This is a genomic window from Kitasatospora sp. NPDC001547 (genome assembly GCF_042894165.1).
Taxonomy (GTDB): domain Bacteria; phylum Actinomycetota; class Actinomycetes; order Streptomycetales; family Streptomycetaceae; genus Kitasatospora.
The window spans coordinates 94,359-120,652 of the sequence record NZ_JBIAVL010000021.1; the positions used below are offsets into that span (position 1 = coordinate 94,359).

At 75.8% G+C, this 26,294-nt stretch carries 19 protein-coding genes, 1 tRNA gene, 1 pseudogene and 1 riboswitch; of the genes and pseudogenes, 9 read left to right on the forward strand and 12 right to left on the reverse strand.

Annotated features, from left to right (window positions below; all coding sequences use genetic code 11):
- Positions 1-97: 97 nt before the first annotated feature.
- The 3 genes from ACFY0X_RS29605 to ACFY0X_RS29615 all read right to left on the reverse strand — a co-directional run bounded on the left by ACFY0X_RS29605 (position 98) and on the right by ACFY0X_RS29615 (position 1,945).
- Positions 98-664 (reverse strand): TetR/AcrR family transcriptional regulator, encoded by a 567-nt coding sequence (locus ACFY0X_RS29605; protein WP_387759106.1) that lies wholly within the window; start codon positions 662-664, stop codon positions 98-100.
- 44 nt (positions 665-708) lie between these two features.
- Positions 709-1,536, reverse strand: coding sequence for an alpha/beta fold hydrolase (locus ACFY0X_RS29610; protein ID WP_387759107.1), 828 nt, complete (start codon positions 1,534-1,536; stop codon positions 709-711).
- 118 nt (positions 1,537-1,654) lie between these two features.
- Positions 1,655-1,945: a YiaA/YiaB family inner membrane protein gene (locus ACFY0X_RS29615; protein ID WP_387759109.1), complete on the reverse strand. Its 291-nt coding sequence runs from the start codon at positions 1,943-1,945 to the stop codon at positions 1,655-1,657.
- A gap of 195 nt (positions 1,946-2,140) precedes the next feature.
- Positions 2,141-2,299, forward strand: a riboswitch (cyclic di-AMP (ydaO/yuaA leader).
- Between the two features lie 13 nt (positions 2,300-2,312).
- On the opposite strand from ACFY0X_RS29615, the gene ACFY0X_RS29620 reads away from it, so the two are divergent.
- Positions 2,313-3,158 carry a M23 family metallopeptidase gene (locus ACFY0X_RS29620; protein WP_387759111.1) on the forward strand — a complete coding sequence of 282 codons (846 nt, stop codon included), beginning with the start codon at positions 2,313-2,315 and terminating at the stop codon, positions 3,156-3,158.
- 64 nt (positions 3,159-3,222) lie between these two features.
- On the opposite strand, the gene ACFY0X_RS29625 is transcribed toward ACFY0X_RS29620, so the two are convergent.
- On the reverse strand, positions 3,223-4,098 hold the full coding sequence (locus ACFY0X_RS29625) for a hypothetical protein (protein ID WP_387759112.1): 876 nt from the start codon (positions 4,096-4,098) through the stop codon (positions 3,223-3,225).
- Positions 4,099-4,140: 42 nt separating this feature from the next.
- Here ACFY0X_RS29625 and ACFY0X_RS29630 point away from each other — a divergent pair, with 42 nt between their 5' ends.
- The 3 genes from ACFY0X_RS29630 to ACFY0X_RS29640 all read left to right on the forward strand — a co-directional run bounded on the left by ACFY0X_RS29630 (position 4,141) and on the right by ACFY0X_RS29640 (position 6,140).
- On the forward strand, positions 4,141-4,728 hold the full coding sequence (locus tag ACFY0X_RS29630; RefSeq protein ID WP_387759114.1) for a GNAT family N-acetyltransferase: 588 nt from the start codon (positions 4,141-4,143) through the stop codon (positions 4,726-4,728).
- A 113-nt stretch (positions 4,729-4,841) separates the two neighbouring features.
- Complete coding sequence (locus tag ACFY0X_RS29635) at positions 4,842-5,582, forward strand: sensor domain-containing protein (RefSeq protein ID WP_387759116.1); 741 nt, start codon at positions 4,842-4,844, stop codon at positions 5,580-5,582.
- A gap of 111 nt (positions 5,583-5,693) precedes the next feature.
- The gene (locus ACFY0X_RS29640; protein ID WP_387759118.1) at positions 5,694-6,140 is read left to right on the forward strand and encodes a GNAT family N-acetyltransferase; all 447 of its coding nucleotides are present in this window, start codon (positions 5,694-5,696) and stop codon (positions 6,138-6,140) included.
- On the opposite strand, the gene ACFY0X_RS29645 is transcribed toward ACFY0X_RS29640, so the two are convergent.
- The 6 genes from ACFY0X_RS29645 to ACFY0X_RS29670 all read right to left on the reverse strand — a co-directional run bounded on the left by ACFY0X_RS29645 (position 6,137) and on the right by ACFY0X_RS29670 (position 13,975).
- The gene (locus ACFY0X_RS29645) at positions 6,137-7,315 is read right to left on the reverse strand and encodes a hypothetical protein (protein ID WP_387759120.1); all 1,179 of its coding nucleotides are present in this window, start codon (positions 7,313-7,315) and stop codon (positions 6,137-6,139) included. The two genes, ACFY0X_RS29640 and ACFY0X_RS29645, sit on opposite strands and share 4 nt — an antisense overlap.
- A 538-nt stretch (positions 7,316-7,853) precedes the next feature.
- Positions 7,854-7,927: transfer RNA gene (locus ACFY0X_RS29650), tRNA-Met, on the reverse strand.
- Positions 7,928-7,977: 50 nt separating this feature from the next.
- On the reverse strand, positions 7,978-9,276 hold the full coding sequence (locus tag ACFY0X_RS29655; protein WP_387759121.1) for a PrsW family intramembrane metalloprotease: 1,299 nt from the start codon (positions 9,274-9,276) through the stop codon (positions 7,978-7,980).
- A gap of 115 nt (positions 9,277-9,391) precedes the next feature.
- Positions 9,392-10,222, reverse strand: coding sequence for a tRNA (guanosine(46)-N7)-methyltransferase TrmB (gene trmB / locus ACFY0X_RS29660; RefSeq protein ID WP_387759123.1), 831 nt, complete (start codon positions 10,220-10,222; stop codon positions 9,392-9,394).
- A gap of 183 nt (positions 10,223-10,405) precedes the next feature.
- The gene (locus ACFY0X_RS29665) at positions 10,406-11,980 is read right to left on the reverse strand and encodes a TROVE domain-containing protein (RefSeq protein WP_387759125.1); all 1,575 of its coding nucleotides are present in this window, start codon (positions 11,978-11,980) and stop codon (positions 10,406-10,408) included.
- Between the two features lie 567 nt (positions 11,981-12,547).
- Positions 12,548-13,975 (reverse strand): MFS transporter, encoded by a 1,428-nt coding sequence (locus tag ACFY0X_RS29670; protein ID WP_355264844.1) that lies wholly within the window; start codon positions 13,973-13,975, stop codon positions 12,548-12,550.
- Between the two features lie 816 nt (positions 13,976-14,791).
- Here ACFY0X_RS29670 and ACFY0X_RS29675 point away from each other — a divergent pair.
- From ACFY0X_RS29675 to ACFY0X_RS29685, 3 genes are all read left to right on the forward strand, one after another.
- Positions 14,792-16,927: an asparagine synthase-related protein gene (locus tag ACFY0X_RS29675; protein WP_387759128.1), complete on the forward strand. Its 2,136-nt coding sequence runs from the start codon at positions 14,792-14,794 to the stop codon at positions 16,925-16,927.
- Between the two features lie 464 nt (positions 16,928-17,391).
- Positions 17,392-17,913: a universal stress protein gene (locus tag ACFY0X_RS29680; protein ID WP_387759130.1), complete on the forward strand. Its 522-nt coding sequence runs from the start codon at positions 17,392-17,394 to the stop codon at positions 17,911-17,913.
- 100 nt (positions 17,914-18,013) lie between these two features.
- Entirely contained in the window at positions 18,014-18,718 is a 705-nt protein-coding gene (locus ACFY0X_RS29685; RefSeq protein WP_387759132.1) for a DsbA family oxidoreductase, read from the forward strand.
- Positions 18,719-18,822: 104 nt separating this feature from the next.
- Here the strand turns inward: ACFY0X_RS29685 and ACFY0X_RS29690 are convergent, their stop codons facing one another.
- Positions 18,823-21,075 carry a sigma-70 family RNA polymerase sigma factor gene (locus ACFY0X_RS29690; protein ID WP_387759134.1) on the reverse strand — a complete coding sequence of 751 codons (2,253 nt, stop codon included), beginning with the start codon at positions 21,073-21,075 and terminating at the stop codon, positions 18,823-18,825.
- Between the two features lie 338 nt (positions 21,076-21,413).
- A complete protein-coding gene (locus ACFY0X_RS29695; protein WP_387759136.1) occupies positions 21,414-22,301 on the reverse strand; it encodes a TetR/AcrR family transcriptional regulator in 888 nt (295 codons plus the stop codon).
- A 554-nt stretch (positions 22,302-22,855) separates the two neighbouring features.
- Here ACFY0X_RS29695 and ACFY0X_RS29700 point away from each other — a divergent pair.
- Complete coding sequence (locus ACFY0X_RS29700) at positions 22,856-24,229, forward strand: NAD(P)/FAD-dependent oxidoreductase (protein WP_387759139.1); 1,374 nt, start codon at positions 22,856-22,858, stop codon at positions 24,227-24,229.
- 205 nt (positions 24,230-24,434) lie between these two features.
- A pseudogene (locus ACFY0X_RS29705) lies at positions 24,435-25,727 on the forward strand (PP2C family protein-serine/threonine phosphatase); the annotation flags it as partial.
- Between the last annotated feature and the right edge of the window lie 567 nt (positions 25,728-26,294).

Genomic DNA, 26,294 nt, shown 5'->3' on the forward strand with positions numbered 1-26,294 from the left:
TGATGTGTGGGGCCTGTGTGCAGGGTGTTGCGGAAGGGGCGCCATCCGGTGCAGGGGCGGCCCCGAGCCCCGAGTCCGGGCGGGCCGCCCGAGGCGGTCAGGCGGGCCAGCCGCGCAGGCCGGCGGTGAGGGTGGCGATGAGGCGGTCGTGGGTGGTGGTGAGGTCCTCGGCGAGCTGGAAGGCGCCGGCGGTGGAGAGGGACGCGAAGCCGTGGGCGAGGGAGCGGACGGTGCGGGCGGCGTGGACCGCCTCGGCGCCGTCGAGGCCGTACTCCCGCAGGACGGCGATGATCACACCGACCAGCCGGGCGGCCGCCCGGGTCAGGTCGTCGTCGGGCTGCGGGGCCTGGGGCAGGGCGTGGTAGCGGTGCGGGTGCTCGGTGGCGTACGCGTGGTAGGCGCGCAGGACGGCGGCGACGGCGTCGTCCCCGCTGCGTCCGACGGCCGCCTCGGCCAGCCGGTCGGCCAGGTCTCCGGTGACCCGGACGGCGATCATCCGCCGCAGTTCGGCCAGGCCGCCGCTGACGTGCTTGTACAGCGAGGGGGTGGCGACCCCGGCCCGGGCGGCGACGGAGGCCAGGGTGAGGGCCTCGGCGCCCTGCTCGTCGATGAGGGCGAGGGCGTGGTCGACGACCTGGCCGGGGGTCAGTCCTACGCGGGGCATGGGTTCGGGATCTCCGTACGGGTGGCGGCGGGCGGGGACGGGGCTCAGCCGAGTTCGGCGAGGAACGGCAGCAGGGCGTCCGCGGTGGCCGCCGGGTTGTCGGCCATCGGGTAGTGCCCGGACCCCTCGATCATCACCTTCCGCGCGCCCAGGGCGGCGGCCTGCCGGTCGGCGACGAGCTCAGGCTTCGGGAAGTCGGGGTCCGCGCTGCCCATCACCACCAGCGCCGGGCACCGTACCGCGGCCGTCCAGCCGGCCGGCGCCGAGTCGCCGCGGACGTACCCGCGGGTGGCGGCCTTGCGGCCCGGGGTGCGCAGCGCGGCGACCAGGCCGTCCACGTACGCGTCGAAGTCGGCGGGCTTGGCGCCGGGGAAGGCCATCCGGCGCAGGTAGAAGCCCCAGGAGGCCGGCCAGTGGACGAGGGCCGTGCCCATCAGGCCCATGACACCGCGCATCAGGGCGCCCGGCGGCGGGTTCTCGACGAAGGCGTCGAGCAGGACGATCCCGGCGACCCGCTCGGGCGCGTCCCCGGCGGCCCTGACGACGGTCGCCCCGGTGTAGGAGTTCCCGGCGAGCACGGCGCGCTCGATGCCGAGGTGGTCGAGCAGGGCGAGGACGTCGCCGGCGAGGGCGGCCGGGCCGTAGTCGTCCCAGGCGACGGAGGACTCGCCGAAGCCCCGCAGGTCCATGGTGACGACCCGGTGGCCGGCGGCGACCAGCAGCGGCCGCAGGTGCCGGTAGGCGGCCCGGCTGTCGAGCATGCCCGGCAGCAGGACGACGGGGGTGCCGTCGCCCTGCCGGGTGTCGTCGAAGGCGATCCGGCCGCCCGGAACGGTCAGGTACTGGGTGCTCGGGGTGGTGGTGCCGTTCATGGTGGTCCTCCTCGGGCCGCCGGTGCGGGGCATCGGCGGATGCCGCCGATAGCCATAAAGCTAAGGCTAATAGCCTTAGCCGTCAAGCGGTCGGCGGTCGAGTCGGTGCAGGGGGCGGTCAGACCCCCTCCACCTTGAACGGGTCGTGCTCGCTGAGCAGCTTCTCCAGCCGGGCCTGGTCCACCCGGGTCACCATCTCGTTGGACTCCTGCCGGTCCCGGATCACCTTCGCCAGCGTGAACGCGGAGGTGACGGTGTAGAGGAGGCCGATCCCCAGGAAGGCCCGGGTCCACCCGCCGACCGGCAGGTAGGCGATCCCGGCCGCGAGGGCGGTGCCCGAGACGGCGAAGGAGAGGACGGCCTGGATGTAGTAGGCGGCCGTGGTGCGGCTCTGCATCGGTGTGCTCATGGCGTCAGGATGCGGCCGCCCGGTCGGAGCGCACATGAGTAGGCGTACTCAGATGGGGCCGTGCATGAGGGGTCGTTCGTTGACGTTCGATCACCTGGGCGTAAGCTGCTCCGAACGGATGGCTTGGAATCAGAGCCTCCTAGGATTAACGTTTGATAACGCAGCGCGGTCGTCAACGCCGTACCCAGACGGCACCGTGCGCCGTCGCCTAATCCCGCCGACCGGCCCCCGGGCAGGTCAGGGAGCCGGGGAACCACGTTCCTTGGGGTGAATCGGCGGGGCCCCGGCCCGGCCGTAGGAGACCTTCCTGCTCCGAACCCGTCAGCTAACCCGGTAGGCGCGAAGGAAGGAAAGGAGCGCGCCTCCCGTGGCGTCGACGCACACCCCGGCACACCCCGGCTCCGCAGCCGGCACCCAGCTTCTCGACCACCCCGGCACGGACGGCCCCGAGGCCTTCGGTCCGGAGGTCTTCGGTCCGGAGGCCGAGACCAACCGCCACCGGATGCCGCGTCAGACCCGCGGAGCCTCCCCGCTGCTCGGCGTCACCGCCGTCGCCGCCACCCTGGGCGCCACCGGCTTCGCCTCGGCCACCCCGGCCGTCGCCCCCGCCGTCGAGGCCCCGGACGAGACCCCGGTCGCCCTCTCCGCCGACCCCGGACTCGCGCTCGCCGCCCGCATCCAGCACCAGGCCGACAGCCAGCGCACCGCCGCCGAGGAGACCGCCCGGCTGCAGGCCGCGCAGGAGGCGGAGGCCAAGGCCGCCGCCAAGGAGGCCGAGGCCAAGCGCGCCGCCGAGGAGGCCGAGCGGGTCAAGGCCGCCGCCCTCACCCTCCCGGTGAAGGAGTACCGGCTCTCCGCCCACTACGGCCAGAGCGCCCGCTACTGGGCCAACCTGCACACCGGCCTGGACTTCGCCGCCGACACCGGCACCCCGGTCTACGCGCTCGGCCAGGGCACCATCACCTCGGCCGGCTGGGCCGGCTCGTACGGCTACCGGATCGTCGAGACCCTGCCCGACGGCACCGAGATCTGGTACTGCCACCTCTCCTCGATCACCAAGGGCTCCGGCAAGGTCGTCTCCGGCCAGCAGATCGGCAAGGTCGGCGCGACCGGCAACGTCACCGGCCCGCACCTGCACATGGAGGTCCGCCCCGGCGGCGGCGCCCCGGTCGACCCCGAGCCCTGGCTCGAGCAGCGCGGCCTCACCCTCTGACGCACCCGCGAAGGCCCCCGGCCCGGAGCCGCAGCTCCCGGGCCGGGGGCCTTCGCGCGCCGGCTCACTCCTCGACGGGCAGCTGCGCCAGGTACGCCTCGATCTCCTCGTGGCCCGGCTCCGGCGCCAGCTCCGGGAACTCCGTCACCAGCAGCCGCGGCAGCCCCGGCACCGTCCACCCGCCGAACAGGTCGAGCGCCGCGTCGACCGCCGCCTCCTCGAACCGGCCGAAGTCCCCGGCCAGTTCGTCCGGCATCGGCCGTCCCAGCGAGGTCAGCTCGGCCAGGTTGCGGTAGCTGCGCCGCATCAGGCCCTGCTCCAGCAGCCGCCGCGCGCCGTCCGTGGCCATGCCGACCGCCAGCACCCGGCCCGGGCCCCAGCCCTGCTCGTCCGGCTCGTCCAGCCAGCCGGCCGGCACCAGCGCCCCGTACGCGGCCAGCCGCTCGTCCTCCGACAGCTCCGCGAAGCCGGCCAGCCAGTCCCGCACCGCCGCCGCGTCCGTGACGTCCACCCCGTGCGCGTGCAGCAGCAGCGCGTACAGCCGGGGCCAGGTCACCAGGTCGGCGCGGCGCAGCAGCCCGGCCGCGACCTCGCCCTGCCACTCGGCCTCCGCGTGCAGCCGCTCCTGGCGCTTGGCGTTCAGCCGCCGGGCCGCCCGCTGGTGGTCGATCAGCAGCCGGACGGCGTCGCCGTAGGCCAGCGGGTCCTCCTCGGGCGCGGGTTGGACGTACAGGTGGAGCCGCTCGTACAGCAGGTGCTCCACCGCGTCGGAGGTCAGTTCGGGCCAGCCGTCGCGCATCCTGCCCTCGCCCAGCTCCAGCAGCGCCAGCACCGCGCGCAGCGGCCCCTCGGCCACCGGCGCGCGGCCCTGCTCGGCCGCCCAGGCGAGCAGGTCGGCGGCCTTGGTGCGCGGGGCGAGCCGCAGGTCTTCGTCGTTCATAGTCCGAACGGTAGCCGCCGGGCGGGGATAGGGTCGGCAGCCATGGTCCCCGTACGACTCACCGGCCCGCGACTGGCCGTCCGCGAGTACCACCACACCGAGCGCGACGTGGACGCGCTGCACGCGCTGTTCGGCGACCCGGAGGTCACCCGCCACCTGCCGTTCGGACCGAGTGACCGGGAGGAGTGCGCCGACCAGGTCGAGCTCTACCTGGAGGAGGCGATGGCCGGGGAGCGGGACACCTACCGGCTCGCCGTCACCAGGCTCGCCTCCGCCGAGGACCCGGCGGACGCCACGCCGGTCGGGCAGGCCTCGCTCACCCTCGACGGGTACCGCGCGGCCCAGCTCGGGTGCGTGCTGGCCCGCGGGTCCTGGGGGCGCGGCTACGCGGGCGAGACCGTCGGCCTGCTCTGCGACCTCGCCTTCGGGGCCCTGGACCTGCACCGGGTGGCCGCGCGGGTCGCCGTGGCCAACGAGGCCTCCGTCCGGGTGCTCACCCGGCTGGGCTTCCGGCGCGAGGGGCGGCTGCGGCACGACGGGTTCAAGGACGGCGTCTGGACCGACTCGTACCTCTACTCGCTGCTCGCCGACGAGTGGCCCGGCCCGGCCGCCCGGACGCAGGGGGGTTAACCCCACCCCGGATCCGCCAGGCCCCCGGATCCCGACCGGCCACCGCATCCACCAGACTGGACACCGTCAGCGGGACGAACGACCGACAGCACGAGGGGCCGGGGGCCGGGATCATGAGCAGCAGCCGCAGCACGGAGGACCGGGAGTGGGACGTCCTGGGTGCCCACGGGGACGACCGGCGCCCCGCCGGGGCCCGCCGGACCGAGCGGCGGCCGGCCCTGTGGCGGGCGCCGTTCTCGGCGTACTACTACCGCGAGGTCGGCTACGCGCTCACCGGGCTGCCGGTGGCGATCGCCGGGTTCGCCGTCTCGGTCACCTTGTTCTGCCTCGGCCTCGGCACCTTCGTCACCGTCGTCGGCCTGCCCGTGCTGGGCGCCCTGACCAGCCTCGCCCGCGGTTTCGGCCGGCTGGAGCGGGCCCGGGTGCGCGGCATGCTGGCCCTGGACGTCCCGGGCCCGGAGCCGGTGCGCCGGGTCCGCCCCGGCAGCTGGGGCGCGATCACCGCGCGGCTGGGGGACGGAGCCGGCTGGAAGGCCGTGCTGTACCAGGTGGTGATGCTCCCCTGGGCGTTGTTCAGCTTCACGATGACGCTGGTGTTCCTGGTGCTCGGCTGGGCCCTGACGCTCTACCCGCTGTACCACTGGGTCTTCCCGACGTACACCTCCTGGAAGGGGTACCGGGTGTTCGACTTCCGCGACAGCGACGGCATCCGGCACCTGTACGAGATCCAGTCGCCCTGGCAGATCGCCGGGCTCTCGCTCGCCGGGCTGCTGCTGGTCTTCCTCACCACCCAGCTGGTCCGCGGTCTGACCAACGTCAACCGGGCCGCCGCCCTGGGCCTGCTCGGCCGCTGACCGCTTCGGCTGACCGCTGACCGCCGACCGCCGACCCGCTGACCGCTTCCGGCTGACCGGCTCCCTGGCCTGTAATAGTCACTTGGCAGGATTGCCCCTATACTCGTCCGCATGATCGAGACGACGATCCGGCCCGCCGACGCGACCGACGCCGACCGGCTCACCGCGCTCATCCATGCTTCCGGCGCCTACCGCGGCGCGTACTACGCGATGATCGACGGCTACCGGCTGACTCCCGACTACATCGCCCGCCACCTGGTGCGGATGGCCGTGGACGCCGCCGACGACCGCCTGCTCGGGTTCTACGGCCTGATCCGCGAACCGGCCGAGCTGGACCTGATGTTCGTCGCCGACGAGGCGCAGGGGCTGGGCGTCGGGCGGCAGTTGATCGCCGACATGCTCGACCGTGCGCGGGAGGCGGGCACCACCTCGGTCAAGGTCGTGTCCCACCCGCCCGCCGAGCGCTTCTACCTGCGGGTCGGCGCCGTACGCACCGGCACCCGGCCCCCGCAGGCCAGGACGCCCTGGGAACAGCCCGAACTGCGCTTCGCCGTCTAGGAGCTCCCGCCGGCCGACGGCGCGTCCGGTGCGCCCGGCTGGACCGGCACCACCACCGGTACGACCTGCGGTACGGCCTGCGGTACGGCCTGCGGGGCGGGCGGCCCCGACCGCTCCGGCACGAGGCCCGGCGCCTGGATCCGGGACAGGATCTTCTCCGCCAGCCAGCTGCGGTCCGACCCGTACGGAATCCCCCGCGGGTCGACCAGCTGGGTCGCCACCGCGTCCCGCACCCGCTGCGCCTCGGCGGCGGGCAGCCGGGAGAGCAGCCCCCGGGCGGCCAGCAGCGCGTGGTACTGCTCGAAGTCCGAGCGCGGGCGCTCGATCGCGTCCAGCACGCTCGGCAGGTCCGCCAGCGCCGGATCGCCCTGCATCAGCGCGAGCGCCTGGATCCGCCGGCCCTCGGAGCCGTCCGCGAAGAGGTCCCGCACCTGGTCGGCGGTCAGCGCCGAACGCCGCGCGGTCGAACGGACCTCGGCCACCACGCCCGCCGGCCCGGTCGGCGATCCGGAGGAGGGCGGCAGCTGCCCGGCCAGGGCGGCCGGGCGCTCCGCGCTGCCGCCCAGCAGCCCGAGCTGCCGCATCGCGCGGACCCGCAGGTCGTCGGCGCCCACCTTGTCGCCGTGCCGGTCGTGGTCCTGCCCGGCGAGGAAGAGGTCCAGCGCCTGGTCGGTCTCGGTCAGCGCCTGCGGCAGCGCCAGCCGGGTCACCAGCCAGCCGGCCAGGAAGCCGAGGACCAGGAAGTACAGCACCAGCGCCGCCGCGAACGGCGCCACCCCCTCGCCCCCGCCGAGCGCGGGCGCCAGCGCCGCACCGAGGTCGTGCAGCCGCCGGCCGAGCGAGCCGAGCTGGGTCAGCCCGACGCCCAGCAGCACCTTGGTCAGCCAGTCCGAGACCTGCTCCAGGTTGGTGTTCGGCGCGTACGAGCCCGGCGGCTCACCGGCGCCGGCACCACCGCGCACCCGGGGCACCCCGAACAGGAAGCCCAGCCCGCCGCCCAGCACCACCGAGGCGCCGACCACCACCAGCCCGCCGCCGAGCGTCTGCCAGGTGTGCTCCCGGCCGAGTGCGAACAGCACCAGCCCGAGCAGCCCCGTCCCGGCCGCCACCCCGGCGGCGCCCCACCACGCCGTCCGCAGCGCGGCCCCGCCGCCCGGCCGTCGTGCCTTCGCCATCGCCCGCCCCCTGTGTCCGCGCCGCTCCGCTCCGGAACCCGCGCCGACTCTAGCGCCGCGGGGAGCCTCCGGACCGTGCCGGAAGCTCCCGGGAACGCAGACGGCCCGCGGGCTGCTCCTGCGACGCCGGCCCGTGCACTGGCCAGGCGCCGAGGCACCGGGGATGTACCGGTGAGCCCGCGGGCCGGGTGACTGCTATGGATTTCGCCTGCCGGAGGCCTGGGGCCTCACCCTGCGCAGGCAGGGGCGGCTCTAGCGAGCAGCCACCTCACGCATCCTGATGGAACTCAACTCAGGATCACCTCCCTTCAGTGTGCTGCCAGCCTAAGCAGCGCACCGGGCGGAGGCAACGGATTTACTTCGCGGCGCCCGCGTCCGCCGCCCGGTAGATCCTGAGCCGGTCCAAGACCCGCCCGCCGACGCCGGACCCGCCGTCGCCGTCCTCGGCCCCGCCGCGGGCGGCGAGGCCGCGTGCTGCCCGTACCCGGACGTGCGAAAGGCCCGGAGGACATGTCCTCCGGGCCTTTCCGCTACTGAGTAGCGGGGACAGGATTTGAACCTGCGACCTCTGGGTTATGAGCCCAGCGAGCTACCGAGCTGCTCCACCCCGCGTCGGTGAACACAACAATACGTGGAAGTCGCCGGGATGGGAAATCGGTTCCTCAGGGCGCCCTGGCGACCTGCGGCCGACCGGGCGCCGCGTGCCGCGCCGACCGGCATCTCGCCCAGGCCGCGAAGCAGACCAGCGCGGCGAAGCAGGGCACCATCAGCGCCGCGTACACCACCAGGAAGCCGTCCGTGCCGAGGTCGGCGGCGGCGTTCCAGGTGCCGTGCAGGGCCATCGCCAGCAGCAGGCCGGCCGGCAGCGCCAGCCGGGCCAGCCAGCGGCGGCCGGTGGTGAGGGCGACGGCCAGGCCGATCCCGGTGAGCGCGGTGAACAGCGGGTGGGCGAAGGGGGAGAGCAGGGCGCGCAGCACGAAGGTCTGCACGGTGCTGTCGAAGTCGCGCAGGCTGGGCGGGTCGCCGAGGCCGATGCTGTCCAGCCGCTGCCGCTGGTCGCTGGTGAAGGCCCGGCCCAGGTAGAGGGCGTTCTCGGTGAACGCGAAGCCGCAGGCGGCCATCCCGCCGAGCACCACCCCGGCGGCCAGGGTGCGCGGCCGGGAGCGCTGGTGCGGCGGCGGGGCCGGCCGCAGGTAGGGCAGTGGCCGCAGGCGGGGGCGCAGCCGCAGCCGGCCGCGGGCGTGCGGCCCGGCCGGGTGGCGCGGGTACGGGCGGAGGCCGCGGGGCGCGGGCGACCGGCGCAGCAGCGGCGCGCAGGGGCGCCCGGTGCGGCGGCCGTGGCAGCGCAGCCGCTGGCCGAACGGGAGCAGCAGCACCAGCAGGGCGGTGGCCTTGGCGGTCTCCTCGATCACCGGGGTGGCGATCCCGGCGCCGAGCAGTTCCCCGAACGCGCCCCGGTGCCGGGTCAGGTAGCTCGCCGTCCAGTTGTTGGCCAGGATGGCGACGGTGGTGGCCGCGCAGGCGCCCCAGCCGAGGCAGAACACGGTGTGCCGCAGCGGCACCCGGGCGGTGAGGTTGAGCCAGGCCAGGCCGCCGAGCACGAACGGCAGCGGCACCAGCGCCAGACCCAGGCCGACCAGCAGCCCGACCGTGCCGGTCTGCCGCTGGACCAGGTGCAGGATCAGCACCCCGCAGCCGATCAGGGTCACCACGGCGGTCGTGGTGACCGTGGGGTGCGCCACCGAGCGGCTGCCGCCGGGGCGGGGGCCGGGGGCCGCGGTCCGGGCCGGCCCGGCGGGGGCGGTACCCGGCCGGGGCAGCAGGCGCCGGGCCCGGTGCCTCCGCGGGCCCGGGATGGTCCGGGTGCCGCCGGTGCTCGGGACCGTCTCCGGTGCGTCGGCGGCGGCCCGGAGCGTCGTCCGACCGTTCGTCCGGAACCCGCCGCCGGACGGGCTGCCCATGCGGCACAGGGTAGGCCACGGTGGCGGCCCGTCGGGAGGACCCGGGACGGACCGCCCGTCCCCGGACCGCCCTAACGGCCGCCGCGCGGGCGCCGGTTCGAACGGCGCCGGTGGGTCAGCGGCGGCGGAACAGCAGGTCGTGGACGACGTGGCCCTTGGCGATCCCGGCCCGTTCGAACTTGGTGACCGGTCGCCAGTCCGGCCGCGGGGCGTAGCCGGGGATGCTGCCGTCCGGGTGGTCCGCGGGCTCCAGCCAGCCGGTCCCGTCACCCTCGGGGTGCAGGTTCTCCAGCTCCGGCGAGGCGGACAGCACGTCCAGCATCTGCTCCGCGTACGGCTCCCAGTCGGTGGCGCAGTGCACCAGGGCGCCGGGGGCGAGCCGGGGCAGCACCAAGTCGAGGAAGGAGGGCTGGACCAGCCGGCGCTTGTGGTGCTTCGGCTTGGGCCACGGGTCGGCGAAGTAGACCCGCAGACCGGCCAGCGAGGCGTCCGGGAGCATGTCGCGCAGCAGGATCACCGCGTCGCCGGCGGCCGTCCGGACGTTCCGGGAGCCGTCGCGCTCCAGCAGGCCGAGCAGGTTGCCGTGGCCGGGGGTGTGCACGTCGGCGGCGAGGATGCCCATGGCCGGGTCGGCGGCGGCCATCGCGGCGGTGGTCTCGCCCATGCCGAAGCCGATCTCCAGCGTCACCGGCAGGCCGCCGAACAGCTCCGGCAGGTCCAGCGGGGTGCCGTCGATGGGGATGCCGTAGGTCTCCCAGCTCCGGTCCAGGGCGCTCGCCTGGGCGTTGGTCATCCGGCCCCGGCGCGGCTGGAAGCTGCGGATGCGACGCTCGCGGTGCTGGGCCTCGGTGGCCTTGTGCGGGTACATCGGCGCGGGGTAGGCGGCCGGCGCGGCGGACAGCCGGGCGGACGGCGAGGGCTGGGGGATCGGGGCGGTGGCAGTCACAATCACCCGAGTCTACGGGGCTGTCGGGGGTCGTCGGCCGGGCCTGTGACCGGGCTCATCCGCCCGATCGCCGCCCGCCCGGCCCGCCGCGCGGTCCGCCCGGCCGCCGGTGGAGAAGGGGGAGGAGCCACACCCCCGTGATGGCTCCTCCCCCCGTTCCCCGCCCGGTCGGCGCGGGCTCCGCTACCCCTCCCAGGGCCAGTGGGCGTTCGCCCCGGACTCCAGGAGGGGGATCAGCCGGAAGGCCGCGTCGCTCAGGCCGCCGAAGGTGTGCCGGTGGGCGCCGCCGCCGGGGCCGTGGCCCGTGGCGTAGCCGGCCAGGTTCCAGGTGTAGACGGGCACCTGGGCCGGGACCGCGGCCAGCGGGTCGCCCCGGTGGCCCGGGCCGGTCTGCTCGTCGGTGACGATCACCACCCGGTCGTGGCCGCGGTAGTGGGCGCGGACGGCGTCGGCGGTGTTGGTGCCGCCGAGGCTGGAGAAACGTTCCAGTACCCGCAGCACCGCCTCGCCCCGGCCGACCTCGACCACCCGGCTGGTGGTGCCGAACTCGACCAGGTCCGCCTCCTCGGCCCGGACCTTCAGCGCGGTGCCGAAGATCGCCGCCGAGTCCGCCCGGTTGAGCTCGGTCGGCCCGCCGGAGCGGTCGAACATCGAACCGGAGCGGTCCACCAGGACCAGCGTCCGGCCGGGCAGCTCCGGCACGTTGGCCAGCGAGTGGCCGAGCGCCGTCTCCAGCGCGTGCCCCCAGCGCAGCGAGGGCGCGTTGCGGTACGCGGCCAGGTAGCGGAACGGGAACTGGCGCGAGCGCCGCACCTCGCCCCGGTCGGAGATCCGCCGGGCGACCTCGGCCGCGACGGCGTCCGAGACGCCGGCCCGGTCGAAGTTGCGCAGGTTCCGCACCAGCGCCATCGGACCCATCGACGGGATGACCGCCTCCCAGACGGCCGCGTCCAGCGGTCCCCGCAGCCAGCCCGCCAGCGCCTCCCAGGTCAGCCCGGCGGCGGCCAGCCGCTCGGCGCCGCCCTCCGCGGTCACCGCCGCCCGGCGCTCCTCGACGGGCAGCGCCAGCAGCTCGCGGTTGGCGGTCAGCATCCGGTCGACGGCCGGCGGGACGGCCTCCTCCGGCCGGTGCCGGCGGTCCAGCGCGTACGCGAACAGCGCACCCTGCCAGGGCCGGTCCGGGGCCGGCGAGGGGTGGGTCAGCTCGATCACGTCGCCGAACCGGTAGCCCTTGCCCGCGGTGTCGTACTTGAGCAGCGAGCGGGCGTCGTACAGGCGCTGGACGGCGTCCGCGACGCCGCGCTTGAGCGGCTTGGGCAGCGCCCGGCCGTAGCGCGAGGTCCAGTAGGCGAGCAGCTCGCCGGGCTCGTCGGCGCGCCGCAGCACCGCGGCGACGGCCTGCCGGGAGTGGCCGTGGGCGCCGGCGTCCAGCCGGGCACGGGTGAACTCGGCGGCGCCGACCAGGGCGGCGGTGCGCATCTGGGCGCCGTGGCGCAGCCAGCGCAGCAGCCCGAGGGTCCACTCAGGCTCGGCGACGGCGAGTTCGCGCACCAGTGCGGTGTAGCGGTCGTCGCGCGCGCCGCCGCGCTCGTGGAAGGCGTCCTGGCCGACCATGTTGGCGATCGCGAGCAGGAAGAGCTCGGACCTGGCGTCCCGGACGTGGCCGACGCCGCCGTTGTGGTTGCGGGTGAGCCGCCCGGTGGTGGCCACCGGCGAAGTCGGAGCCGCCTTGGCCCCGCGGAAGTTGAACCTGGACATGCGAAAGCCCCCCTCGGCCTGCTGGTGTCAGTGGGAGGGAGGCGTGCTGTGGTGCGGCGTGCCCGAGATCGTGCCGGCCGTGGGACGGCCGGCGTCGGCGGAGGTGTATGCCTTGTGCTCTACCGGATTGAGCTACCGGCCGCGCTCGCGCACGGCCGCCCGGGATTCGAACCCGGAACCGCAAGATCCGAAGTAACCCCCGCCCGCGCACCGGGCACTCCGAAGCGCACTGCCTCCCGAGATCAGGATGGCGGCGGTGTTTCGCGGGCTCGAACCGCTACGCCGGAGAACCGGCGTCTACCAGAAGTAACCGCTGCCGTCGCACCGGGAGGTGCGGAACGAACTATTCAGGTATGGGTGTCCAGAGATCGAAGGCGGCTGAGGTGACGAAGCCGCTCTGCCGCTGAGCTACACCGGCACGAGTACCGGTGGCGGGACTCGAACCCGCGACCTGCCCAATGAGGAGTTGGAAGTAACCTCTGCCTGCGCACCTGGACGAGGGAGACCTTAGCCAGGCCGTTCCCGCGCGTGCACCCCATTTACCGCCGGCTCGTGCGGGGCCGCGGCTCAGGCCGGAGCGACGATCACCGCCCGGGCCCGCTCGGTCAACTCCCGTACCCGGCGTTCACCCTGGAAGGGCTCCAGCCGCCGCAGCATCTCCACCACGTACTCCCGGCTGCGCTGCGAGGAGATCCGGCCGGCCACCTCGACGGCGCGCTCGCCGGCGGCGACCGCGGCGTCCAGGTTGCCCGCCTCGGCCTCGGCCATCGCCGAGACCACCAGCCGCAGGCCGTGCGAGCGGACGAAGCCCTCGGTGGGGGTGGCCAGCGCCTCACGGGTGAACTGCCGGACCTTGGAGGGCACTCCGAGGTCGCGGAAGCACTCGGCGGCGTCGGCGGCCAGCCGGTCGTAGGCGTAGAAGTCCATCCACGCCGGATCGGGATCCCCGGCGCGCGCCCGTTCGAGCGCGCTCTCCGCCGCGCCGAGCGCCGTCGCACACGCCGCGGCGTTGCGGGCCTTGGCCTGGGCCCGGGCCTCCACCAGGTGGAAGAAGCTCATGGTGCGGGCGGTGGCCAGGCCCCGGTTGCGCTCCAGCGCGGCCTGGGCGAGGTCGACCGCCTCCTCGGCGAAGCCGCGGTAGCCCGCCTGGAGGCTCATCGAGGCCAGCACGTAGCCGCCGAGCGGCACGTCGGCGGCGGCCCGGGCGAGCCGCAGCGCCTGGATGTAGTAGCGCTGGGCGGCCTCGTGCTGTCCGGTGTCGAAGGCCATCCAGCCGGCCAGCCTGGTCAGTTCGGCGGTCGCGCCGAACAGCGCCCGGCCGACCGCGTCGCTGTACGAGGCGAGCAGCAGCGGCGCCGCCTCCACCCGCAGGCATTCCGGCACCATCGACGAACGCCAGTCCCCGCCGCCGTACTTGGAGTCCCAGCGGCGGGCCTCCTGGGCGGCCTCGCGGAGCTTGGCGGCGTCCGAGTGGCCGACCCGGTAGGAGGAGGTGTCGGTGGGGGAGCGCGGCACCTCGCGGGCCACCGAGCCGTCCGCGGGGGTGATCAGCCAGCGGGAGACCGGGGTCGCGTAGGCGGCGACCGAGAAGGTGCCGGCCAGGCTGTCGCTCCAGCGTCCGCCGCCGGGGCCCCGGCGCAGGTCGAGGTCGACCCGCCACAGGTCGGTCGCCGAGCGGACCGCGTCGGCGACCTCGCGCGGGAAGGCCAGGCCGAGTTCGGGCGCCGGGTCGGTGTCGCCCAGGCCGATCTCCTCCAGCGGGACGGGCCGGCCGAGCTTGCCGCCGATCGCGGTGGCGATCAGGTGCGGGACGGGCCCCTGCGGCACCATGCCCTTGCTGACCCAGCGGGCCACCGAGGTCTTGTCGTACCGCAGGGTCAGCCCGCGCTGGGCACCGAGGTCGTTGACCCGGCGGGCCAGTCCGGCGTTGCTGATCTGGGCGAGGGTCAGGAGCGTGCCGAGCCGTTCGTTCGGTCCACGTGGGCTGACGGTCATGGTGGCGGCGGCACCTCCTGCGGCCTTGTGCGCGGGGCCCGGGCGGCACCGGGCCGTAGCTGCTGTACCTAGCGTAGTCGGACGCGTTCCGACGGTTAAGAGGTCGCATTCCGGATGGCGGGATCGCGCACTCGGCGGTGCCGCACCGGAGTTGGTCCGGACCGCTCGGATCCGGCCGACCGCACCGCGCGCCGGAGCGTCGTGCTCCGGTCCCGTGTTCACGTGCGCCCGGCCGTGCCCCCTGGCCCGACCGGCTGGTCGGCGATTCGCTGGTGGTCGTGGGTCGGCCTGCCGTCGAGGACCCGGCGGGCCGGGGGATGCCGCCGCCTCAATCCCCGCGGGCGGCGGTGAAGTCCGGGAGGGCATGCGGATGCCCTCCCGGGCTGGGCGACGCCTTTCGGCCATCTCGCGATGCCCATGTCAAGGCGTTCGCCGGTGGTCCGGGCCGGGGAGGGGGAGGCCCGGCCCGCCCGCCCCGCCAGATCGGCGGGACGATCGAACTCCCTTCCGGTGCGCGGAACTTGCCCGCCCGCAGCGATCGGGTGCCGCGGTGGTCCCGGGGCCGCCCCCCGGCCCGAGGGCGCGCCCGCACCGGCCCGGACGCCCGCACCCGGCCGTCGAACGGCGGGTCCGAACGGAATCGGAACCCGGAACACCGGCCCCGGCGGCGCCCCGCGGTGGCACGATGTCTCCTGACGGCGCGTCGAGCTGCGGGGGCACGCCGGGACGCGCACGGGCCGCCACGGCACACCACCCGGCCGCCCGGCGGACGGCGAACGCGCCCACGGATGCAGGTCCTCGTCCGCTGGAGGCGCGATGCGGTGGCTGACGGGCTGGTGCACGGGCGTGCCGAGCGCGGGCACTCCGGCGCACGAGGCACTCGGCAGGGTCGAGCCGATCGCTGCGCGCCCCCTGTGGACCGGGCCCGACCCGCTCTGGGCCGTGGGCGACTGGCGCCCCGGCGAGATCCGCCTGGTCACCCTCCGCCCCGGCGCCCCCGCCGTGGTCAGCACCGGGCCCACCGCCCCCGACCAGGTCGAGGACACCCCCGCCACCTCCCGGCTCGCCGTCCTCGGCCACTGCGGCGCCACCGACGCCGAACTCGCCGCCGGCCTCGCCGCCGCCCGCGGCGGCGCCGTCCGCCACCTGACCGCCTGGCCCGGCAGCTACACCGTCGTGCTGCGCTCCGGCACCCGCTCCACCCTGCTGCTCACCGACCTCGCCGGCGCCCAGCCCGTCTTCCACACGCCGTGGGCCGGCGGCACCGCGTACGCCACCGCCGCCCTGCCGCTCGCCGACCTGGTCGGCGCCCCGCTGGACACCGGCCACCTCGCCGCCCGGCTCGCCTGCCCCGAGTCCCCCGAGGCGCTCGGCACCGGCACCCCGTACCTGGGCGTCCAGCGGGTGCCGCCCGGCCACGTGCTCGGCGTCCGCGGCGGCCGCCCGTACCTGTCCGGCTACGACGACCCGGGCGGCGAGCAGCCGCGGGGCGAGGCGCCCGCCGTCCGCGAACTCACCCGCGCCCTGCTGGAGGCCGTCCGCTCCCGGGTCCGCACGCCCGGCCCGGTGCTCGACCCGGCCGGGCGGGCCCGGCTCGGCGTCGACCTCTCGTACGGGACGGCCTCCGCGACCGTCGCCCTGCTCGCCGCCGCCGTCCCGTTGCCGCCGGCGCCCACGGCCGCCGCGGCGGCCCGGGCGGCCACAGCCGGGGCCAGGAGCGGCGCGGTCAAGGGATCCTGGGCCCGCGCCGCCGCCGTCCGGGAACCCGCCGCCCCCGAGCGGCTGGCCGCCGTCACCCTCGGCGAGACCGGGCCCCCGGCCGGCCTCGCGCTCGCCCCCGACACCCCGCGGCTGCGGCACACCGTGCTCGACCCCGCCCCGGACACCCTCCCGTACGCCGGGCCGGGCGCCGACCCGCAGGCCGGCCGGCTCACCGACGAGCCCGGACCCGAACTCGTCGCCGCCGCCCGGGCCGAGGCCCGCTTCGACGCGGGCGGCACCGACCACCTCACCGGCTACGGCGCCCGCCAGGTGCTGGACGGGCACCCGGCCCGGCTCGCCGACCTCATCCGGGCCGGCCGGCCGCGCGAACTCCTGTCCCCGGTCGCCGCGCTGGCCGGCGCCGACCGGGCCGCCGCGGGCGTCCTCGCCGGCGCGCTGCGCACCCCGCTCACCGTGGTCCGGGCCGCCCACCGGCTCTCCCGGGTCCGCTACGCCGAGGCGCTGGACGAGGCGGCCGCCAGGCTGACCGCCCGCCACGTCCCGGACGACGCCGGTACGGCGGGGGCCCGCTCGGCCGTCGACCTCGCCTGGTGCGTGCCCGGCCCGGCTGCCCGCTGGCTCTCGGACGAGGCGCTCTCCTCGGTCGCGCTGCGGCTCCGCCTGGCGGCGCGCAAACCGGCGCCCGAGGAACACCCAGGCGCGCACCGGGCCCGGCACGCCCTCTACCGGCAGGCGCGCTCCTTCCGCACGCTCGTGCACGCCGCCGAACAGCCAGGACAGCGGCTGCACGCGCCCTTCCTCGACAACCAGGTGGTGCGCGCCGCCCGGCTGCTGCCCGACGACGTCCGCCTCCAGCCCGGCGCCCGGCACGCCCTCCTGCACGCCGTCCTCACCGGCGCCGGCCGCACCGACCTGCCCCCCGACTGGGGCCGCGGCCCCCGCCCCGACCGCACCGCCCCCGCCCGCGCCGGACTGCGCCTCGCCGCCGACGGCCTCGCCGAACTCTTCGACGCCCCGCTGCTCGCCGAGGCCGGCCTCATCGACCTGCCCGCCGTCCGCGCCGACCTCGCCCACGCCGCCGACCCCGCCACGCCCCTCTCCGCCGCCGCCCTGGCAGGCCTCGCCGACCTCGTCTCCACCGAACTCTGGCTCCGCCGCATCCGCGCCCGCCGCCACGGCGCCTGCTGGACCGGCCTGCCCGGGCCCCGCCAGCCCGCCCTCACCCCCTGACCGCCACTCTGTCGCCCTGCGGCCTCCCACCGTCCGCCCCCCGCCCGCCGCCGTACCGGCTCCCTCCGGGCGCTCCCCGCCCCGCCGGCCACCCCGTCCCGCCGTGCTGGCGCCTGGCCGCCAGGCCGCGCCGGTCCCCATCCGGTTGTCTCGGTCGCCTTCGGGCCTCTGGCCAGCCCCGGTCCGGGCGCTCCGCGCGCCGCTCCCGGGGCCCGCCCGTCCGGTCCTGCTCGCCGCCGTTCCGCTTCGCCGGGCGGCCCCTCATCTGTGACCGCTGCCCCGCCTCGCTGGCCTCGCCAGGCCGCGCCGGTCCCCGGCCGGTCCAGGCGCTCCCTGGGCCGCTCCGCCGACCCGCCCGTCCGCCGCCCCGCCCCGCTCTCCGCCCTGCGGCGCGGTTGCCGGGTGCGGGTCGCCGGGGCGGTGATGATGGCGGGGGTGTGGATCCGGGGTGAGGAGGGTGTGCGGTGGCCGGTGGGAGCGCGGAGCGGGAGGTGCGGGTCGTGCTGTCGGTGCTCGGGCGCCCGCCGGCGGGTCGGACGCCGGGGGTGCTGGCGGCGTGCGACGGGTCGGACGGGTCGCTGTGGGCGCTGGACCGGGCGATGACGGAGGCCGAGCTGTTCGGGCTGCCGCTGTACGTGCTCGCCGTCGTCAACCCGGCGCCGACCGGTTACCCCCCGGGGATGGCGGAGCTGGTGCAGGAGAGCGTGGAGACGCTGGTGGAGAGCATGGCGGACGGGCTGCGCCGCTCGGTGGCCGCCGTGCAGCGCCAGCGCCCCGCGCCGTACGCGGGGGAGCTGTCGCTGCACGTGGTGCTGGGCAATGTGATCGAGGTGCTGCTGGAGGCGGCGACCCGGCAGCACACGCTGGTGATCGGCACCCGGGGCAACGGCGGCTTCGCCCGGTTGCTGATGGGTTCGGTGAGCTCGGCGGTGGTGCACCACGCGGCCTGCCCGGTGCTGGTGGTCCCGGCGCCGCCCGCGGCCTGACCGGCCTGGGATGCCGGCCGGAGTGCCGGGAATGTACCGAGATGGTTCACCGTTCACCTATTCTCGTACCGTCTGAACCCCACGCCCCTGGAGCCCCCGCATGAAGGTCGAGATCTGGAGCGACATCGCTTGTCCCTGGTGCTACATCGGCAAGCGCCGCTTCGAGGAGGCCCTGGCGGACTTCCCGGGCAAGGAGCAGGTCGAGGTCGTCTACCGCCCGTACCAGCTGGTCCCGGACGCCCCCGCGACCGCGAGCCCGCACCGCGCCTGGCTGGCCGAGCGCTACGGCCCGCAGTCGGTGGCGATGGACGCGCGGGTGGCCGAGCTGGGCCTCGCCGAGGGCATCACGTACGACTTCGACGCCGCGCTGCACGCCAACACCTTCCTGGGCCACCGCCTGCTGCACCTCGCCGAGGCCGAGTACGGCGCGGCCGTCCAGGGGCGGCTGAAGGAGGCCTTGCTGAAGGCGCACTTCACCGACGGCGTCGACGTCGGCGACCGCGCCGCGCTGACCGACGTCGCCGTGTCGGCCGGGCTGGACCGGGACCGGGTGGCCGCCTACCTGGCGGGCGACGAGGGCACCACCGAGGTCAACGCCCAGCTGGCCGAGGGCCGGGAGCTGGGCATCAGCGCCGTGCCGACCTTCGTCTTCGAGGGCAAGTGGGCCGTCCAGGGCGGCCAGGACGCCGCGACCTTCGGCAAGGTGCTGGAGCAGGTCGCCGCCGAGATCGGCGAGCGCCGCCCCGCCCCGGTGCAGGTCGCCCCGGCCGGAGAGGCCTGCGCGGACGGCTCCTGCGCGATCTGACGGCCCGCCGCGCCCCCGGCAGGCCCCGCGGCACCCCGCGGACGAGGCCCGCTCCAGGAGTCCTGGAGCGGGCCTCCGTCACGACCGCCCGGGGCGCGCCCCGGTCACGAGCACCGGAAGCGGGCCTGGGCCCAGTCCGCCACGTTCATCGCCGACCAGATCCCGTTCACCGGTGTGACCACCAGCTTGACCGACTTCTGCCCGGCCAGCGGCACGTGCACCGGCACCGGGTCGTCTCCGACGGCCAGCGCGCGGGAGCGCCACAGGGTGGTGCCGTCGCCGCCCTGGACGGAGAAGACGACCCCGCCCGGCGAGAGCGTGGCGTCGTCCACCCCGGCCACCGCGTCGAAGGACGTGCAGCCGCGGTTGAGGTCGATCACGGTGGTCGCCGGGGCGTGCACGGTGATCGCGTGCGGGTGGTAGCCGCCGCCGATCCAGCCGCCGTCGCGCTGCCAGAACTTGTCGCTGCCCTTCTGCCGGATACTCGGCTCGGACGGCGGCACCCGGTTGTTGCCGGGCTTGAGCACGGGCAGCGAGTTGCCCCAGTAGTCGTTGAGCACGGGCGGCGCGGGCGTGGTGACGGTCGGGGTCGGCACCGGCGGCAGGGTGGGCGTCGGGACGACCGGCACGTCGGGCGTGGGCACCGGCGGCAGGGTCGGCACGGTCACGACCGGGGGAACGATGGTCGGCCTCGGCACCTTCGGGCTGCTGGGCGCCGGCGCGACGGGCTCCGGCGCCCGGGTGGTGGCGGGCGGGGGAGTCGGCGTGGGCCTGGGGGCCGGCTTGGCCCCGGGGCTCGTCGCGGGCGCCTCGGGGGCCGGAGCGGCGGCGCCGGGCGGCGCCGGGGCCGGTACCGGTGCCGCGGCGGGTGGGGCCACCGGCCGGGCCGGGGAGGCGGCGGCCGGGGCGCTGGTGGCCGGGGGAGCGGCCACCGGGGGCTTCGGCTCGGGCGAGCCGGTGAGCGCGTACGCGGCGACGGCGGCCGCGGCCACCGCGATGGCGGCGGCGATCCCGGCCTTGGCGGCGGTGCCCAGACCCTCGCCGGCCGCCGCGGCGGCGGCCCCGCCGGAGCCCGCACCGGTCGAGCCGGCGGTTGCGGCACCGGCCGCACCGGCCGCGGCTCCCGAGGACCCGGCGGTCGCGGCGGCCGTCCCGGCCGCTGCCGCACCGCCGACGGCCGCGGCACCGCCCACGGCGGCCGCGGCGGCGCCGAACCCGCCGACGCCGATCCAGACCAGCACCCCGCCGGGCAGCAGGGCGCGCAGCCCGGTGTTGATCTCGGTCAGTTCCAGGCAGGCGGCCGTGCAGCGGTCGCACTCCTGGAGGTGCCGGCCGACCTCCGCCGAGGCCCGCTTGCGCAGCGAGCCGCGCGCGTACGCCCCGAGCCGGTTGGCGTACGCCTCGCACGAGCTGTCCTGGCTGCCCGAGACGTGCGCCTGGAGGAACCCGGCGGCGAGCCGGTCGCGGGCCCGGTGGGCCTGGACGGCGGTGGCGTTGGCGGTCTTGCCGAGCATCACCGCGACGGTCTTCGGGGACTCCCGCTCGACCTCGGTGTGCCAGAGCACCACCCGGTCGTCCTCGGGGAGTTGGGCGTAGGCCTGCATGACCATCCGCTGGTCGGCCATCGCCATCGCCCAGGCGTCGGCGCCCGGGTCGGCGAGGTCGAAGTCGACGACGGCGGCCGAGGTCTGCGCGAACACGGCGAAGTCGTCCACGAGTTGCTCGCGCCGCTCGCTGCGGTGCCAGGCGGCGGCGACGTTGCGCACGGCGGTCAGCAGGTAGGCGCGGACGGCGAACTCGGGACCCTTGCCGGCCCGCAGCGCCTGCAGGGTGCGGGCGAAGACCTCGCCCGCGAGGTCCTCGGCGGTGAAGCTGTCCCGGCAGCAGGTGCGCGCGTAGCGGCGCACCGAGTCGGCGTGCCGGCGGTAGATCTCCTCGTAGGCGGCGTCGTCGCCGGCCCGCACCCGGGCGGTCAACTCGGCGTCGGAGGCGGGGCGCTCGCCGTCCACCGGGTCGGCGGGGGCGGGCACGGTCGGCCGGGCGGTCCGGCCGTCACCGGGGAACGGGTCGCCGACGAACGCCTCGGGGGCGACACCGCCCCGGCCCGCCGGGGCCTGCCCGGGCACCCGGCCCGGGGGCAGCGCGGCGGCGGAGGCGGAGAGCGTCTCGCGGCCGGGCATGCCGGCCTGGTCGGGGACCTGCCCGGCGGCCGAACCCGCTGCGGCGCCCGGCACTTGGGCCGTCCCGCCGGTGCCGCCGAGACTGCGGGGGCCCGCGGCGGACCCCTCGGCGGCATCGCCGGAGAGGCCCCCGAAGTCGAGGCCGTACCCGTAGTCGTTCTGTTCCTCGGCGCTCACAACGGACCCCAGATTCCACGACAGCCCCCGCAGTGTGGCAGGGCGCGCGGGAGTGCGTGGGCGCACGGTTCCCCGGCGTACGGCGCCGATGGCGCGCGAACGGCGCGCATCGGGACATTGGCTCCAACCACGGGCAAAGGATGGCATAGCGCAGGGAACGGCGGTAGCCGTACCGGCCGCCTTCCACCCCTCCGAGGGGCCGTCGCGACGGTGTTCGCCCAGCGTGCGACGGTGGGGTGCGCGACTCCCGCACCCGGCGCGCGCACGCGGGCCGCGCGCCGGTCATCCCTCCAACTCCCGTGCCCGCCAGGCGTGGCGGACCGGACACCCGACGGACGTCAGCGCGCCCGCAGGCCGTCCAGCAGGATCTGCAGCAGCCGATCCGAGGGCCCGGCGACCGGCTGGCCGTCCGACTGCGGAGAAACCGGCGAGAAACCGCCGGCCGCCGGTACGGAGACCGACGGACGGGCCGCGTGCACCGGCACCGAGGCGGTCAGCACCAGCACCACGTCCGACACCGTGACGCCGGGACGCAGCTCGCCCGCCGCACCGGCCCGCGCCACCAGCGCGGCCAGCAGCTGCAGCAGCAGCCGCGGATCGGCGTCGGCCGCCGACGGCTCGACCGCCCCGCCCGAGCGGGCCTCCTCGCCGCGCAGGTCGAAGCGGACCGCCGCGGGCGGTTCCGGCGCGCGCTGCTCGGGCACCCGGCCCAGCTCCTCCGCGTACCGGAACGCCTCCGGCGGCAGCAGCCGCCCGGCGCCGCTGCTCACCGCGCGGGCCAGGTAGCCGGCCAGCGACTCCCAGGCGCCGTCACCGCCGTACAGCGACTCCCGCGCCTGCGCGGTCAGCCACGCCACCTCCTCGGCGGCGATCCGCTGGACCAGTACCTCCTTGCTCGGGAAGCGCCGGTAGACGGTGCCGACCCCGACCCCGGCCCGGCGCGCGACCTCCTCCATCGGCGCGCCGTAGCCGAACTCGCCGAACACCTCGCGGGCCGCCCGCAGCACGCTCTCCAGGTTCCGCCGCGCGTCCACCCGCAGCCGGGCGCCGGGCACCGGCGCGGCCGGTGCGGGCTCGACCCGGTACGGGACCGCGGCGTGAACCGTTCCGGCCTGTGGCAGCCCGCCCTGCGGTGGCAGGTCCACCGGGCCGCGCTGCTCGGGGACCATGCCCGCCCCGGCCTGCGGTGCACCCGCCCGCCCCAACACCTGCTCCTGATCCATCATCCCAACTCTCCCCCGCAGGCGTCCGAATCCGGACCCTGTCGTCGCCCGCCCCTGCACCCCCCGGTGCAGCTCAGCCCGTCAGAAATGACCCGATGACCCATTGCTCGTGCCGCCCGTCCGGTTCCGGTGACCACGGTTCGTGCCGCCGTGCCGGGTCCACGACCGGCTCGGCGCGTCGGCACCGTCCGGGGCCCTGTCCGGGAACTACCCTTCCCCGGATGACTGTCCCCCAGTCGGGTTCTCACGCCAACGCTGGAACAGGCCGTAGTGGCCGCTCCACGGTGCGTCGTCGTCGATTGTCATGGCGACGGCCGCTCCGGTACACAATCCGACCATAGTTCACCACTCTCCGAGGCCGAAAGTGCGTCAGAAAGTCGCCCAGTAGGCACAACTGGCCCCGTGGGTCACCCGAGGCGCAACCAGCCCCGTACGGACTGTGGACAAGACCACCCCCGCCGGTCCTTCATAGGGGGCGTGAACGGGGGCACACCCCCGGCCGCGGGGCGGCCGGGAGGACACGTCGCTTCGGCAGGAGGTGCACCATCAGGATCCTGATCGCCGGCGGCGGCTGCGCCGGAACGGCCGCCGCACTCCACCTCCAGCGCGCCCTGCGGGACCGGCTGCGGCGCGGCGAGGTGGAGATCACCGTCGTCGAGCCCCAGGCCTACTTCACCCACCACCCGCTGCTGGCCGAGGTGGCGGCCGGCTCGATCGACCCGAGACACGTGGTCGTCCCGCTGCGCCGGGTCCTGCCGGACTGCCGGGTGCTCACCGCCCGGATCACCCGGATCGAACACGCCGCCCGGCTCGCCCTCGCCGACGCCGCCGCCCCCGGCGAACCCCCCGCCCCGGTCGAACTGCCCTACGACGTCCTCGTGGTGGCCCCCGGCTCGGTCTCCCGCACGGCGCCCGTGCCAGGCCTCGCCGAGCACGGCCTCGGCTTCTCCACCGTCGGCGAGGCGGTGGGCCTGCGCAACCACGTCCTGGAGCAGCTCGACCTCGCGTCCGCCACCCGCGACCCGGCCCTGCGGCAGTCCGCGCTCACCTTCGTCTTCGTCGGCGCCGGCTACGCGGGCGTCGGCGCGCTCGCCGAACTGGAGGACATGGCCCGCACCGCCGTGCGCGGCTACCACAACGTCCGCGCCGAGGACCTGCACTGGGTCCTGGTCGAGGCGACCGGCCGGATCCTCGCCGAGGAGTCGCCCGAACTCGCCGCGCACACCCTCGGCGAACTGCGCGAGCGCGGCGTCGACATCCGGCTGGACACCACCCTGGAGTCCGCCGTCGACCGGGTCGTGGCGCTCTCCGACGGCAGCCGCTTCGGCGCCCGCACCCTGGTCTGGACGGCGGGTGTCCGGCCCTCCCCGCTGCTGCGCGAGACCGACCTGCCGCTGGACACCCTCGGCCGGGTGCGATGTCTGGCCACCCTGCAGGCGGTCGGACCGGACGGGCGCGCCCTGCCCGGCGTCTGGGCGGCCGGCGACTGCGCCGCCGTACCGGACCCGAACGCGGACGGCGCCCCCTGCGCGCCCAACGCCCAGCACGCCTTCGCCCAGGCCGAACTGCTCGCCCGCAACGTCGTGGTGGCCCTGGACGGCGGGCCGCACGCCCCGGGCCTGGCCGACTACCGGCCCGGCCCCGCCGCCTGCTCGACCTCGCTCGGCCCGCGCCGGGCCGTCGCGCACACCCGGCGCGGCCGCAGGCTCACCGGCCGCCGCGCCTGGTGGCTGCACCGGGCGCGGCACCTGCGGCGGCTGCCGAGCACCGAGCGCCGGGTGCGGGTGCTGGTGGACTGGATGCTCGGCGGGGTGTTCTCCCGCGAAGCGGTCTCGCTGGGCGCGATGGAGCACCCGCGTTCGGCCTTCGAGAAGGGGTTCGACCCGAGGTCCGGACGGTCGTCCGACGCCGGACCGGACGCTCCCCGGTGACCGCACCCTCCGACCCGGGCCGACGGCCGACCGGACGACGGACCGGTGGGCGAAACGGGCGACGGATCGGACGGCCACGCCGGGCGCGCGACTTCCGGAACCGGGCCTCCGCCTGACAGGATCAGCCCGACTGGTCATTACCCCGTGTGCTGTTGCGCACACAAAAAGTGATGATATGCCTGGAAAACGAGGAAGCGGCCGTCGTTTGAACCTCATGCGCTGGAGCGCCCGGCTCACCGGAGTCCCCTGGCGTGCCGTCCCGCCCGACGGGACCGGCACCGAGGACGGTGCGCCCTGCCCCGACGGCGTCGTCGTGCCCAGCCCCCGCGACCCGACCAGCCCCGCCGCCACCGCCGAACTCCCCGACGCGCACAAACCCCAGAACCTGCGCGAGGTCCTCAACCGCATCCCCGCCCCGGTCGCCGTCACCTACGGGCCGCTCCACCAGCTCGGCTACGCCAACCGCGCCTACCGCGAGCTCTTCGGCGAACGCCACACCGGCCTGCCGGCGGCGGAAGCGCTCCCCGAGCTCGCCACCATGGGCGTCCTGCCCCTGATGGACCAGGTCATCCGCGGCGGCCGCCCGCGCAGCGTCAAGGCCCGCTGCATCCTCGGCCTCACCGGCAACCGCTACTACAACGTCTCCTGCGTCCCGCTCGGCGCCGGGGAGAACGGCGACGCCCCCGCCGAGGGGCCGCCCGCCGGTGTGCTGATCTTCGCCGCCGAGGTCACCGACCAGGTCCTCGCCGCCGCCCGCCTGCGCGAAGCCGAACGCCGCCAGCGCGAGGCCGCCGTCACCCTCCAGCGCAGCCTGCTCCCGCAGAAGCTCGACCAGCCGGCCGGCCTGCGGGTCGCCGCCACCTACCAGCCGGGCGGCGCCGAGGCCGCGGTCGGCGGCGACTGGTACGACGTCATCGCCATCGACGGCGGGCGCACGGCCCTCGTCATCGGCGACGTCATGGGCCGGGGCCTGCGCGCCGCAGCCGTCATGGGCCAGCTGCGCACCGCCGTCCGCGCCTACGCCCGCCTCGACCTGCCCCCGCACGAGGTGATGCGCCTGCTCGACGGACTCGCCATGGAGATCGACGCCAACCAGATCGCCACCTGCACCTACGCCGTCTGGGACCCGCGGCGCCGCACCCTCTCCTACGCCTCCGCCGGACACCTCCCCGTCCTGCTGCGCTGCCCGGACGGCACCATCCTGCGCAGCGAGGAACAGAACGGCCCGCCGCTCGGCACCGGCGGCGGCCTGCACGTCTCCCACACCCTGCGGCTGCTCCCCGGCACGACCGGCGTCCTCTATACCGACGGACTGGTGGAGCGCCGCGACGAGGACATCGACCAGGGGCTCGACCTCCTGGCCCGCACCCTGACCGGTGCGATCGGCGCCCCCGAGGTGATCTGCGCCCGGCTGCTGCGGGCGATGGGCGTGACCTCCGAGCACGACGACGACGTCGCCGTCCTGGCCTTCCAGCTGCCGGCGGAGGAGGACGCGGAAAATCCGCTTGCGCCGCTTGACTCGGACACCCCAGAGGTCTAATGTTCTTCGAGCTGCCTGGCAGGGAGCACCGGACACGCATCAGCGCGGACGGTCCCGGGGCAGCCAATCCCTTGAAACACCACTTCCCGGTTCGGGCCGGGTCGCTTCGTTGTATTCACGTCGCGGCCTGGTGCGTATTTGGCGTGCGCATTTTATCGGATTGCGGCCGGATTCGCTTTTCGGAGCGGGGATCGGCTAGAGTTTGAAACGTCGGACGGGGCGTCAAACCCCGGAAGGCACCGGCGAGTTGGATGAACGAAGCCCTGGAAACGGAGCGGAAAACATCTGATAAGCTGGAAACACGAAAGAACGAAGCCCGGAGGGCCTGCTGGAAGGCGGCTCGAAGGAAGCGTCCGTTCCTTGAGAACTCAACAGCGTGCCAAAAGTCAACGCCAGATATGTTGACATCCCCGGCCTCGGTCGTTTGATCGGGGTTGGAGATTCCTTTTGAAACAAACACTAGCGAGGACGCAGTGCGCGGGGCCGCCCTATTCCGGTGGTTGCCGTGCCGCTCAACGCGGGTGT